This window comes from Priestia sp. Y58 (assembly GCF_029522095.1).
In the GTDB taxonomy this organism is placed as follows: domain Bacteria; phylum Bacillota; class Bacilli; order Bacillales; family Bacillaceae_H; genus Priestia; species Priestia megaterium_E.
In genome coordinates, this window is record NZ_JAKWFL010000001.1 from 827,106 (window position 1) to 840,896 (window position 13,791).

Annotated in this window: 11 protein-coding genes and 1 other annotated feature; of the genes, 2 read left to right on the forward strand and 9 right to left on the reverse strand. The window is 39.3% G+C overall.

From position 1 onward, the window contains the following. Positions 1 to 11 precede the first annotated feature (11 nt). Both hisS and MMB68_RS04405 read right to left on the reverse strand, forming a co-directional pair. Complete coding sequence (gene hisS, locus MMB68_RS04400) at positions 12 to 1,280, reverse strand: histidine--tRNA ligase (protein ID WP_221784614.1); 1,269 nt, start codon at positions 1,278 to 1,280, stop codon at positions 12 to 14. A 68-nt stretch (positions 1,281 to 1,348) separates the two neighbouring features. Continuing rightward, positions 1,349 to 1,581: a binding site (T-box leader), on the reverse strand. 87 nt (positions 1,582 to 1,668) lie between these two features. After that, entirely contained in the window at positions 1,669 to 1,845 is a 177-nt protein-coding gene (locus tag MMB68_RS04405; RefSeq protein ID WP_013059305.1) for a hypothetical protein, read from the reverse strand. Positions 1,846 to 2,011: 166 nt separating this feature from the next. On the opposite strand from MMB68_RS04405, the gene MMB68_RS04410 reads away from it, so the two are divergent. Beyond that, positions 2,012 to 2,896 carry an N-acetylmuramoyl-L-alanine amidase family protein gene (locus tag MMB68_RS04410; RefSeq protein ID WP_260506748.1) on the forward strand — a complete coding sequence of 295 codons (885 nt, stop codon included), beginning with the start codon at positions 2,012 to 2,014 and terminating at the stop codon, positions 2,894 to 2,896. On the opposite strand, the gene dtd is transcribed toward MMB68_RS04410, so the two are convergent. From dtd to MMB68_RS04440, 6 genes are all read right to left on the reverse strand, one after another. Then, entirely contained in the window at positions 2,887 to 3,348 is a 462-nt protein-coding gene (gene dtd, locus MMB68_RS04415) for a D-aminoacyl-tRNA deacylase (RefSeq protein WP_221784616.1), read from the reverse strand. The two genes, MMB68_RS04410 and dtd, sit on opposite strands and share 10 nt — an antisense overlap. A 15-nt stretch (positions 3,349 to 3,363) precedes the next feature. After that, positions 3,364 to 5,562, reverse strand: a complete 2,199-nt coding sequence (locus tag MMB68_RS04420; RefSeq protein ID WP_014458138.1) for a RelA/SpoT family protein — start codon at positions 5,560 to 5,562, stop codon at positions 3,364 to 3,366. Positions 5,563 to 5,747: 185 nt separating this feature from the next. Continuing rightward, positions 5,748 to 6,260, reverse strand: coding sequence for an adenine phosphoribosyltransferase (locus MMB68_RS04425; RefSeq protein WP_013059309.1), 513 nt, complete (start codon positions 6,258 to 6,260; stop codon positions 5,748 to 5,750). Positions 6,261 to 6,275: 15 nt separating this feature from the next. Continuing rightward, on the reverse strand, positions 6,276 to 8,618 hold the full coding sequence (recJ, locus tag MMB68_RS04430) for a single-stranded-DNA-specific exonuclease RecJ (RefSeq protein WP_264408586.1): 2,343 nt from the start codon (positions 8,616 to 8,618) through the stop codon (positions 6,276 to 6,278). Between the two features lie 141 nt (positions 8,619 to 8,759). Continuing rightward, positions 8,760 to 10,997, reverse strand: a complete 2,238-nt coding sequence (gene secDF / locus MMB68_RS04435; protein ID WP_257041500.1) for a protein translocase subunit SecDF — start codon at positions 10,995 to 10,997, stop codon at positions 8,760 to 8,762. 137 nt (positions 10,998 to 11,134) lie between these two features. Next, on the reverse strand, positions 11,135 to 11,428 hold the full coding sequence (locus tag MMB68_RS04440) for a post-transcriptional regulator (protein ID WP_025750585.1): 294 nt from the start codon (positions 11,426 to 11,428) through the stop codon (positions 11,135 to 11,137). A 64-nt stretch (positions 11,429 to 11,492) separates the two neighbouring features. Here MMB68_RS04440 and spoVB point away from each other — a divergent pair, with 64 nt between their 5' ends. Beyond that, entirely contained in the window at positions 11,493 to 13,103 is a 1,611-nt protein-coding gene (gene spoVB / locus MMB68_RS04445; RefSeq protein ID WP_264408587.1) for a stage V sporulation protein B, read from the forward strand. Positions 13,104 to 13,123: 20 nt separating this feature from the next. Here spoVB and MMB68_RS04450 read toward each other — a convergent pair whose 3' ends face one another. After that, entirely contained in the window at positions 13,124 to 13,777 is a 654-nt protein-coding gene (locus tag MMB68_RS04450) for a DUF421 domain-containing protein (protein ID WP_406626925.1), read from the reverse strand. Positions 13,778 to 13,791: the final 14 nt, after the last annotated feature.

A 13,791-nucleotide genomic window follows, 5' to 3' on the forward strand; every position in this document is an offset into this window, starting at 1 on the left:
ATGGTTCCCCCTTATACTTGTTCCTGCAAATAGCTGACCAATTCATCAATTGATACTTCTTGCTGTTCGCCAGATTCCATATTTTTTACGTTTACAACTTGTTTTGCTAGCTCATCTTCACCTAGAACAACAACAAATTTTGCTTGTACACGATCAGCTGCTTTAAACTGAGCTTTCATTTTTTTATCTTGATAATCTTTATCGGCTACAAAGCCTGCACGTCGAAGCGTATTTACAATTGAAACGGATTTTTCTTTTGCTTCATCGCCCATGGTTACTACATAGCAATCTACGCCTGTTTCTACCGGAAGCTCAATTCCTTCTGCTTCCAATGCAGATAATAAGCGTTCGATACTTAAAGCGAATCCGATACCCGGTGTTTCAGGTCCGCCGATTTCTTGAATCAGCCCATTATAACGGCCTCCGCCACAAAGAGTTGTAATGGCGCCAAATCCTTCTGCTTCACTCATTAGTTCAAATGCTGTGTGATTATAATAATCTAACCCGCGTACTAGCGTCGGATCTACAACATAGTCAATGTCTAAATCGGTTAAGTACTGCTGTACTTTTTCAAAATATTCTTTTGAATAGTCGTTTAAATAATCAAGAATAGACGGCGCTGTAGCCATCAGTTCATGGTCCCGATCTTTTTTACAGTCTAAAATACGAAGAGGATTTTTCTCCAATCTGCTTTGGCAGTCGCTGCAAAACTCTCCAATGCGAGGTGCAAAGTGGTCAATAAGCGCTTGACGGTGAGCTTGACGACTTTCTGTATCTCCTAAACTGTTAACAACCAACTTTAATTTTTTCAATCCAAGCGATTGGTAAAAGCTCATTAACAGGGCAAGAACTTCAGCATCAATAGCTGGATCATTTACCCCTAATGCTTCTACACCAAACTGAACGAATTGACGGAAACGTCCCGCTTGAGGTCGTTCATAGCGAAACATAGGGCCAATATAAAACAGCTTGGTTGGCTGCGTTGGATTTCCAAACATTTTATTTGAAACAAATGATCGTCCAACTGCAGCTGTTCCTTCTGGGCGAAGCGTTAAGCTGCGGTCACCTCGATCTTTAAATGTGTACATTTCTTTTTGCACGATATCTGTTGTTTCTCCCACTCCGCGCAAAAATAATTCAGTGTGTTCAAACATTGGTGTACGAATTTCTTGGTAGTTGAACGCACGGCAGATTTCTCTTGCTCGCTGTTCAACAAACTGCCAATATTCTACTTTGCCCGGTAAAATATCTTGTGTTCCTCTAGGTATTTGAACTGACATAACGTGATATGCCTCCTATATTTAAAATTTACAATACAAAAAAACTCTCGCCTCTACTATTTTTCCATAGTAGGGACGAGAGTTGATCTCACGTGGTACCACCCTAATTGAAACATATGACATGTTTCCACTCATTTCGTTAACGCACGAACACGTTCATCTCCTACTAAGTTTCCCTTTTCAGAGTGAAGCCTCCTGAGTGTTCTTTCATAAAGTCATCATGTAGAAATGCTTTCAGCCTAAGACATTTCCTCTCTAGCCATGTGTCATCTTTACTACTTTTCTCGATCTTTGGCTTATCAATATAAAAATTTTATACATTCATTTTAATTTAGCAATTGCTTTCTATATTACGAATGAAATGAGCAGTTGTCAAGCACCTTTCATGTTAAGAGCGGTCTAATTGTTTTCTTAGTTTCTGAATATCTCGAAGCGTTAAACCAAATTCCGAAGCCAATTCAAGGGATGAAGCTTCACTTTCTCTATCAATAAAATCATGAAAATGAATGCCAAATACCGGATTTACCTGCTGAAATGATTGTTCACCTTTTTCACTAAACTTCATCGTTTCTTCCTCCCTGCCTACACTTACTTATCCTTTTATTAGCATTGCCCAAAAAAGATGTTTTTACATAAGAGAAAGGATTTTTTTTATTTTCATCGAATACTCTATTTTGTTATAAAAAGGAGGTCTATCTATTCGCCATCTTAACATGAAGTCGGTATCTGTTTTGGCTGCAAGTATCCTTTTGTTATTGTGCTCTTCCTCATTTGAGCGCCCAAATGTACCGGTGCATCAACCCATTATTGTAACAGCTGACTCTCTTCATGTACGCAGCGGTCCAGGACGTTCATTTTCAATTACAAATAAATTGACGAAGAATACAAGACTATCCGTTTCAGACCGTCAAGGAGATTGGTACTATGTAGAAAACTCGGGTATTCAAGGCTGGGTGTTTAAAAAATTCACGAAAACCGTAGCGCTCCGCAGCGTTCAGCCTAGCATGCAAGTAGCGCAACGCCAGCCTGTTTATACGCTGAGTAAAAGCTTGCAGCACCTAAAGGGCAAAACAATTATTATTGATGCAGGCCATGGAGGAAAAGACAAAGGAGCCATCGGCACACAAGGCACGTATGAAAAAGACCTCACTCTCCGAACAGCACTTATTTTACAAGACAAACTTCAAAAAGAAGGCGCACACGTCATTTTAACCCGCACCCATGATGAGTACGTTCTACTTTCACAGCGCACGCTGCAATCGACTAAAGCAGATGCTTTTATAAGCATTCACTACAACAGTACGAACAGCTCACAGCTAACTGGCCTTATGACGTATTATTACCATCAGCATCAGGACAGTCCACTCACACATTCTATTCATCAGTCCCTTATTAATCATGCAAAATTGAAAGACAAAGGAGAGCGTTTTGGAAACTACTATGTTCTTCGCGAAAATACACGTCCGAGTACATTAATTGAGCTGGGCTTTTTAAGCAACGAACGGGAAGAAACATATATTAATTCCATCAGTTATCAGCAAATGATTACGTCCGCTATCGCTGAAGGGTTAAATCATTACTTTCAAAGCAAAGAAAAAACGCAGGCTCATCTGTGATCCTGCGTTTTTTCTTTGCTTTCTACAATAAGTGTGACCGGTCCGTCATTTGTAAATGATACGTCCATCATTTCACCAAATGCGCCGGTCTCTACTCGAACATTTTTTTCTGATAATACTTTATTAAAATAGTTGTAAAGCGTTACAGCATGATCTGGCCTAGCAGCTCCCATAAAGTTTGGTCTTCTGCCTTTTCGGCAATCTCCGTAAAGCGTAAATTGAGATACCGATAAAATTTCTCCTTCTATATCTAGAAGCGACAAATTCATTTTGCCAGACTCATCATCAAACACTCGCAAATTCACAATTTTATCCGCTACATACTCTGCATCAGCTTCAGTATCGTCATGGGTAATGCCCACTAAAAGCATATATCCGTGCTTAATCTCACCGACCGTCTCACCTGCAACAGTTACTTTTGCATTCTTTGCTCTTTGTACGACTACTCTCATGTATAACGACCTTTCTTAATGCATAATTCGGCGAACTGAATAAATGTCTCGGAGCTGCTTAATGCGCTCAACCACTTTATGAAGGTGACTGATGTTATGAATAGAAATTGACATATGAATCGTAGCCATTTTGTTTCGGTCCGATTTTCCTGAAACGGCTGAAATATTCGTTTTAGTCTCGTTTACAACCTGCAGAACTTCATTTAGTAAGCCTCTGCGGTCGTATCCTGAAATTTCAATTTCCACGTTAAACTCTTTGCCTTCTTTAATATGTGTTTCCCACTCTACAGGAATAAGACGACTTTCAGCATCATCTGTGTGAACGTTTAAACAATCTGCTCTATGAACAGATACTCCCCGCCCCTTTGTAATAAAACCAACAATCTCATCTCCAGGAACTGGATTACAGCATTTAGACAAGCGAATCAGCATGTTCTCTACACCCGGTACGATAACCCCGGAATCTTTTCGTTTATGCTGGCGAACACGCTTGGCCGCAGTGTCGCGTGCAATATCATCAATTTGGATCTCTTGTTCTTGATCGCGCTGCTTTCTCCACTTCTCGGTTAAACGATTAGCTACTTGAGCCGCAGTTAATCCGTTATATCCAATAGCTGCATACATATCATCTTCGTTTGAGAAATTAAACTTCTCCGCTACTCGTTTGATATTATCAGCTGTTAATACTTCTTTTAAGTCAAACTCCATTTGACGAATTTCTTTTTCAACCAGCTCTTTGCCTTTTTCAATATTTTCATCGCGGCTTTGCTTTTTAAAGAATTGGCGAATTTTATTTTTGGCTTGAGACGTTTGAGCAAGCTTTAACCAGTCCTTGCTTGGACCATACGAATGCTTAGACGTCAAAATTTCGATAATGTCCCCCGTTTTCAAACGGTAATCAAGCGTAACCATCTTGCCGTTGACTTTTGCTCCAATGGTTTTATTTCCGATTTCAGAGTGAATACGATAGGAAAAATCAATTGGAACAGAACCCGAAGGAAGCTCAATGACGTCGCCTTTTGGCGTAAAAATGTAAACCATGTCAGAAAACAAATCAACTTTTAGAGATTCCATAAACTCTTCTGCATCGTTTGCATCATTTTGAAATTCTAAAATTTCTCTAAACCACGTCAACTTTTCTTCAAATGAAGCATGCTCAGCTGTTTTCCCCTCTTTGTAAGCCCAGTGAGCAGCAATTCCATACTCAGCAATTTGGTGCATGTCAAACGTTCGAATTTGAACTTCTAACGGATCACCTTTTGGTCCGATAACCGTCGTATGAAGAGACTGGTACATATTTTGTTTTGGCATTGCAATATAATCTTTGAAACGTCCTGGCATTGGCTTCCAGCACGTGTGAATAATTCCTAACACCGCATAGCAGTCTTTAATGCTATTTACAATAATGCGCACAGCTAGTAAATCGTAAATTTCATTAAACTGCTTGTTTTGCAGTGCCATTTTACGATAGATGGAATAAATATGTTTTGGACGTCCTGAAATTTCAACTTTAATCGATACTTCATCTACTTGCTCTCGAACTTCATCGATAACTTCAGCCAAATACTGCTCGCGTTCCGCACGCTTTTTCTTCATCAAATTTACAATGCGATAATATTGCTGAGGATTTAAGTAACGTAAAGCTGTATCTTCAAGCTCCCACTTAATTTTTGAAATACCAAGACGATGAGCAAGAGGAGCAAAAATTTCAAGCGTTTCATTTGAAATGCGTCGCTGCTTTTCCTGCGGTAAATGCTTTAGCGTACGCATGTTATGAAGACGATCCGCAAGTTTGATCAGTATGACTCGAATATCTTGAGCCATTGCTACAAACATCTTGCGGTGATTTTCAGCCTGCTGCTCTTCTTTAGACTTATATTTAATTTTCCCCAGTTTCGTTACGCCGTCTACTAACATTGCTACTTCTTCATTAAAAGCTTTTTCTAAATCTTTTAGTGTTATCTCTGTATCTTCAACCACATCATGTAGAAATCCAGCTGCAATTGTTGCTGGATCCATATCTAGATCAACTAAAATTCCTGCGACTTGAATCGGGTGGATAATGTATGGTTCACCCGACTTGCGATATTGTTCTTTGTGAGCTTCTTTTGCAAAATCATATGCTTTTTGTACAAAAGCCACGTCTTCTTCACTTAAATATCGCTTCGTATTGTCAATGACCTGTTCCGCTGTTAGGACTTGCTCATTTGCCATGAAATCACCTTTTATCAACTAGCATTTTTAATTCATATTGTAACTATTATCTTGAAAAAATCCAAGGATGTAAAGCCTTTGCGTTTAATTTATCAAATTTACATCATTTCCATTTTACGTATTAACGTTTTTTAACGAAAAAAGAGCACCTGTATCAGGTACTCTTTTTTATGTGATCGTTCTTCTTAATACGTCATTAATGTGAATACATCGTAACCGTCTAGTTTGTCACGGCCGTCAAGGTAAGAAAGTTCAATTAAGAACGCAGCTCCAACAACAATTCCGCCTAATTCTTCGACAAGCTTAATTGTCGCTTCAATTGTACCGCCTGTTGCTAATAAATCATCTGTAATCAACACGCGCTGACCTGGCTTAATTGCATCTTTGTGAATCGTTAATACGTCTTTACCGTATTCTAAACCGTAATCTACTTTGATTACTTCACGCGGTAATTTTCCTTCTTTACGAACAGGTGCAAAACCGATACCTAACGCATATGCTACTGGACAACCAACGATAAATCCGCGAGCTTCCGGTCCTACGATAATATCAACTTGTTTATCATTAGCATATTTTACAATCTCATCCGTTGCGGCACGGTATGCATCACCGTTATCCATTAATGTTGAGATATCTTTAAATGTAATACCTGGTTTTGGCCAGTCAGGTACAATTGTAATATAATCTTTAAAATTCATTCTAATGTTGCCTCCTCATTCAATCGAACGCTTAAAAATATCTTGAAATTGATTTTTAAGCTGTACATATGACGTATAAATAAAGTTTTTTTCTATTTCAATCTGCTGCTGCTTTTGGCGATAAGTCGCAGATTCTATTAAATCACGTTTCGCAGAATTTTTCACTAACGAAATTAAGCCATTGTTTATTGTAACAAATTCTAACTCAAAAAACACCTTTGCCATAAAATCAATCGTTTCTTTTGACCAGCCCTTATGAATCGCTAAATCCTCTTTGTAGCGTTTTAAATCAAATGGACCCTTTTTCGCTAAAAAGCCGTAAAACCATTTAAAATGATCGCGAGTTGGGATTGTATCAAAATAATGGTCTTCTTCCGTTAAGAAAATAGCGTATATTCTAAAAGGGATACCTTGAACAAATAAACATTCAAGCCACTTTTGTGAAGGAGGCAAATCTAATAAAACGATCTGTTCCTCTGCAAACACACATGCTTTTGCCTGTTCTTCATTTTGAATAAGAACAACATGCTCCATCGGCAGCAGCGACTTGTATTTATCAATTGTTGAAGCGTGAAAAGCAACAACTTTCATTTGATCCGTAAACACCTGCTGAAAGAAACGTTTGACATCAACTGCACTGCGATAATCAAACATCTGCCATTCATCTACAGAAATATCTTCCACCATCAGCTGCGGCTTTCGCATATTGTTCCACTCATTAATAGATAGTTCACCTACTAATGATACTTTAGCTATAGGAGATACTTCATCTAATATATAGCCTAACCCAAATCCTACTGCATCAACCGATACACCGCTGTCTTCAAATACAAGTTTTAAATGATTTTTATTAGCACCAATTTTCCGCATAGATGTTGTATGAACATCTTTAATGAGAACTTTTGGCTTCGGGTTATGCATACCAAATGGAGCAAGCGCACTCATTTGTTCAATGTTTTCCAGCGTGATTTCCTCTGTGGTGCATACTGTATCAACTGATGTAATTGGAATAAAATCCTGTTGAGTTAACACGTTGCTTGCTTGTTCATTAAGGCGTCTGCGCAGTTCTTCTACATCATCGCTGTTTAATGTCATGCCGGCTGCCATTGGGTGCCCTCCAAAATGCGGCAGAATGTCACGGCATTTAGATAAGTTCGCGAATAAGTCAAAGCCTTCAATACTTCTTGCTGAACCTTTAGCAATACGATTTTCAGAGTCAATACTTAATACAATTGTTGGTCTGTAGAACTTTTCTACGAGCCTAGAAGCGACAATTCCAACAACGCCTACATTCCATCCTTCTCCCTCTACAATAAGAACGCTGCTTTCATCCGGAGGATACATATCTTCCACAAATTCAACGGCTTCTTCTGTAATATCGTTTACGATTTGCTGCCTTTCCTTGTTTAACGCATCAATTTCTTTAGCTAAACCTTTTGCCTCTTCAGCATTTGTCGTCATAAGCAAATGAACAGCTGGATCGGCATCTTGGAGACGTCCTACTGCATTAATACGAGGAGCCATCGCAAATCCGATTGTATCCTCATTAATTTCTTCACGTTTTACTCCACATACGCTCAGCAGCGCTTCAATTCCGGTGCGCTTCGTGAGCTTGAGATAGTCAAGACCTTTGCGAGCAATTAAGCGGTTTTCGTCGACTAAAGGAACCAAGTCAGCAATCGTCCCAATTACTGCTAGTTCTAACAAATGTTCTGGAAGCTCCCCTAACAGCGCATGAGCGAGTTTAAAAGCGACTCCTACACCTGCCAGTTCTTTAAATGGATATGTACTTCCCGGCAGCTTTGGATGAATAATTGCATAAGCATCCGGTAAAACCGGCCCCGGCTCGTGGTGATCAGTAATAATTAAATCAAAGTTTAGTTCACGTGCATACGCAGTTTCTTCGACTGCCGAAATACCTGTGTCTACCGTAATCACCAGCTGATAGCCGCCTGCGCTTATTTTATCAAATGCCGCCTTATTCGGCCCATAACCTTCTGTAAAGCGATTAGGAATATAAAAATCAACATCAGCGCCAAGCTGCTGTAAAGCAGATAACATAACAGAAGTGCTGCTGACGCCGTCAGCATCGTAATCTCCATAGATCATAATTTTTTCATTATGATCAATTGCTTGCTGAATACGAGCTACTGCTTTGTCCATATCGTGCAATAAAAACGGATCGTGGAACGTTTGTGCATCAACGTGTAAAAACTCACGCGCCGCTTCTACTGTTGTCATGCCTCTATTAAGTAATAACGAAGCTACTAGAGGTGTAATATTGAGGTTTTCTACAAATTCATTAACAAGTTGTTCATCACATTCTTGAACATTCCAACGTTTTTTTGACTGTAACATGTCTCTTCACCCCTTAACCCACATTATTATACTAGAGTGGATGAAATGGAGCAACGAAAGAAAATAAGCATATTTTTCTGACAGTACGTCTTGAATTTTTATGCACAAAAAAAACGTGCGAATACTTCGCACGTTTTTGAATTACTTGCTTTCTACTTCTTTTTGTTCCTCACGCTTCAACTGTTTTCCTTTCCACACAAGCCATAGCTGAGCAGCAATAAACACAGATGAATATGCACCAAGGACTAAGCCTACTAACAGGGCAATTGAGAAGTTTTGAATCGATTCACTTCCGAATAGAAGAAGTGCTACAACTGCAATTACAACTGTTAACACGGTGTTCATTGAGCGAGTAAACGTTTCACGCAAACTTAGATTTACGATAAACGCCAAATCGTCAAACGTTTTGGATTTAAATTTCTGCATATTTTCACGAATGCGGTCAAACGTAACAATCGTATCGTTAATTGAGTAACCAACAATCGTCAAGACTGCAGCGATAAACGTTAAATCAACTTCTAACTTCGTTAAGCTGAAGACCGTAACGATAAAGAACGCATCATGCAACAGGGCAAGCACGGCTGCAAGCGCCATGTAAAATTCAAATCGAATCGTTACATAAATGATAATTCCGATTGAAGCAATTACAATTGCAAGCATCGCATTTTTCGCCAGTTCTTTTCCAACTGTCGGTGAAACGGTGCTTACATTTGGTTCAGAACCGTATTTATCTTTAAAGTGATCTTTTAAATTCGCAATTTCTTTTTTATTCAAGACCCCAACTACACGTACGACACCCGTATCATTACTTTTTCCTGTAATAACTACGTCATCCGTTTCGATATCAAGAGACTTCATTTCGCGCTGTATCTCAGCCTGCGTAACGGTATGATTTGCCGGAATCTCTATGCGAGTTCCGCTCGTAAAGTCAATACCGAGGTTCAGCCTGAACACAGCAACCGAGATAATACCGATAATGACGAGCACGCTTGAGAACGTAAAAAATGCTTTACGGTATTTAACAAAGTCAATTTTATCCCACGCTGTAGGTAACACGGTTGTGCCATCATCTTTGCTCAAATCGTGAATTTGCTCTTTCTTCACGCCAAAGTAACCTGGTTTTTTATCAAACCAGCGGCTGTTTACTAAGAGACTCATTAGTAAACGAGTACCATAAACAGCAGTTACAAAGCTTAGCACAATCCCGATCATTAACGTTGTGGCAAATCCTTTTACTGAACTTTGACCATAAAAGAATAATACAAGAGCCGCTAACATCGTTGTAATATTAGCATCAAAAATGGTCGCAAGTGAACGACGATTTCCTGCCCGGTAAGCCGATATAACGGATCTCCCTGTTTTCAGTTCATCTTTAATCCGCTCGTAGGTAATGATATTCGCATCTACTGCCATACCTACGCCTAGAATAAGAGCCGCAATACCTGGAAGCGTCATAACCACGTGCATCCAGTCAAATACCACTAAGTTTAAGTAGATATAAAAACTGAGTGTAATAACGGCAATAAGCCCCGGTAAACGATAGAAAAACAGCATGTAAAGGAAGATAATTCCGATGCCGATAATACCCGCTAATATAGTGGTGTGAAGGGCTTCTTCTCCAAACTGTGCTCCAACGGATGTAGAGTATAGCTCATCTAATTTAACCGGCAGCGATCCGGCATTTAGCAATTCCGCCAGCTGCGTTGCGCTTTTCACTGTGAAGTTGCCACCTGAAATCTCAACATCTGGCTGTGTTAACACGCTGCTAACAGAGGCTGCAGATAGATACTTCGGATTTTGTTTTGTCGCTTCTTTTTGATACGAGTCTTTTCCTTCTTCATAATCCAGCCAAATGACAATTAAATTGTTAGGTGCTGGTTTTTGAGAAAGCTCTCGCGTGATCTTTTCAAATTTTTTCGCATTTTTTAACTTTAGTGAGACGCTAGGCTGATTGCTTTGGTCAAACGATTGCTTTGCTCCGCCTTGCGCTAAGTCTGTACCATCCATCAGCACCTTATCGTTCACGTCGCGGAACGTTAAGTTTGCTTGAGTTGATAACAGATCCCTGGCTTGCTTTTGATTCGTGACACCAGCTAGCTGAACGCGGATGCGGTCGTTTCCTTCAATTTGAATGCTGGGCTCACTAACTCCCAGTACATCGACACGTTGACGCAGAGCTTCAACCGTGCTGTTAAGTGCTTTTTTGTCAATGACATCGCCTTTTTTAGCTGGACTGACTTTATATAAAATTTCAAATCCACCTTGAAGGTCGAGGCCAAGTTTAATGTCTTTTGTAATTCCAGTCATCGTTGTTCCGATTGTACTAAACACAAGCAGTACTAAGAGGAAAAAGGCAACGATACGTCCTCTTTTAACCATCGACAGAAAATCCTCCTTCTTATGTAAAAAACATGAAATGATAACAATAGATAAATGACCAATCTAATTATCATTCATAACCTAATGTCTGTCAAATAAAGACCTTATTAAATTTTAATACATGTAGTTTACAAACTTTACTTTAATAATTCTTTCCAGTCTTCTCCATTATTAACACTTGAGAACATATCAGATTTATAAGATTCAATTGTTACATAGCTCATTACCTGCGTGATCTTAACAGATAAAATATCATTTACCACTTGATGGAGAGATAGCTCCTTTTCTTTTTTCCATTTTTTCATTTCCAAATAACTCAATAAATCGTTCTCCGTTACTTCTTCATATCCAAGCATATGAAATTCTTCCATTTTGCTGGATAAGACAGGCTGTATAAGTTCTTTCGAAGCTGAAATAAATGGATGTGTCATATCGATCCTCCTTTCCGTTTGACATTTTGCGTAAAATTTCTTTCTCGTATGAGGAATACTTGTCATGCTTGGACACCGGGGGCGCATATATTCACTGTATAAACCTCAAGAAAGCAGTGAGTATATGTCTAAATTTTTACAGGGAACTATTATTTTAATAATTGCTGGCTTAATTACACGTGTACTCGGGTTTGTCAATCGAATTGTGGTGGCTCGAATGATTGGAGACGAAGGTGTGGGACTTTATATGATGGCGGTCCCCACGCTGGTATTAGTAATCACCTTAACACAGCTTGGGCTACCGGTTGCCATATCCAAGTTAGTGGCAGAAGCAGAAGCTTTAGGTGACAGGCATAGAATAAAAAAAATACTTGTCGTCTCTTTAAGTATTACGTGTACGCTGAGCGTTTTATTTACGCTCGGACTAATATTATTCGCTCCCGTTGTAGCAAAAACCTTCTTTACAGATTCACGTACGATCTATCCGCTGCTTGCGATTATTCCAGTTATTCCAATCATCGCCGTCTCGTCTGTCATCCGCGGATATTTTCAAGGAAAGCAGCAAATGAAGCCTGCCGCTTATTCTCAAATTATCGAACAAGTGGTGCGCATTACGTTAATTGCCGTATGTACAAAAGCATTTTTGCCTTATGGAATTGAGTACGCTGCGGCTGGCGCTATGCTCTCTTCCGTATTTGGAGAACTAGCTTCACTGTTTTATATGGTGTTTATGTTCAAGCGAAAGAAGAAAATAACGGTAAGACGAAAATTTTTTGCTTCTTTACATGCAGGCAAAGATACGTTCCTTGACTTAATGCGAATCGCTCTTCCCACGACAGGAAGCCGCATGATTGGGTCAATTTCTTGGTTTTTAGAACCGATTGTAGTAGCTCAAAGTTTAGCAATCGCAGGAGTAGCGACAGCGGTAGCAACGAAGCAGTACGGAGAATTAACAGGCTTTGCACTCCCTCTCCTGATGTTGCCTTCTTTTGTAACGGTGTCTCTATCCACGTCTTTGGTTCCCGCAATCAGTGAATCTCTTGCACAGAATCAAATGAAGCAAATCGAATATCGGCTTCATCAAGCTCTCCGCTTGTCGTTTGTAACAGGCGGGCTGGCTGTTGTTGTTCTTTATGTATTTGCTAATCCGGTAATGGAATTGATGTATGGTTCTGACAAAGCTGCTATTTTTGTCAAAGTCATGGCGCCTTTTTTTATCTTTTATTACTTTCAAGGGCCGCTTCAAGCTGTTCTGCAGGCGCTAGACCTTGCAAAAGCCGCCATGATTAACAGTTTTATAGGAGCAGCGGTCAAAACATCTCTTATCTTCTTACTCGCAACTCAGCCAAATCTAGGTATTATGGGAGCTGGCCTTGCAATTGTTGTGGGAATGATGCTTGTCACTCTTTTACACCTGTCTACCGTCATGAAAAAAATTACGTATAAGCTTCATGTGTTTGAGTATCTCCGCAGTTTTGCTGTAATGGGAATATCAGGTTTTATCGGACACTTTGCTTATATGAACCTTTTCACTTCCATTCCTTTGAGCTTACGAACCGTTTTATCAATTGCACTGACAAGCGTTGTATACGTACTGTTTTTGCTGCTTTTTAGACTGATAACAAAGGAAGAATTAAACCGTTTTTCTGTTTTACGCTATTTTAAACGAAAATAAAACGCGGAGCAATCCGCGTTTTATTGTTTTACATCTACTAAATCTATAAAAAAATTTCCGTTGTCATAGCTGCAATATGAAATTTTATCTAAGTTTGAATACCCACGTTTTGTCAGTTCTGTCCTTAACCACTCCGTTGTTTTATGTTCATGCAGCAGATGCTCTTCTTGAATAATGCCGTCAATGATAAAAGGCAAATTCAAATTGCCTTTTTCACCTGATTGCTGATCTTTTTGAAACACGGATAGCCTTCCTGAAGATTCTAAAATGGCAAATTCAACATCAGCTACATTTTTTATATTTTTATCTCGCAGCTGCACGAGCAAATCATTGAAGTTATATCGCTGCCTTTTCATTTCATGTTCGTTTATTTTTCCATTTTCAATGATAATGCTAGGTTTGCCATCAATAAAATTTCGCATTCGATTGCTTTTAAGAGACCATATAGCTAAGCCGATTTGAATAATAAGAAGCGTTAACATCGGAAGAATTGAATGCAGCAAAGGATCTTTTGGATTTTCAATAGCCATTACTGCCATTTCAGCAATCATAATAAAGACCACTAAATCCAATATGCTCAGCTCCCCTATTTCCCTTTTGCCCATAACGCGAAAAATAATTAAAACTACTACATATAAAAGAACGGTTCGCGCAACCATGATCAATAGTTCCACTGCAAAGACCTCCT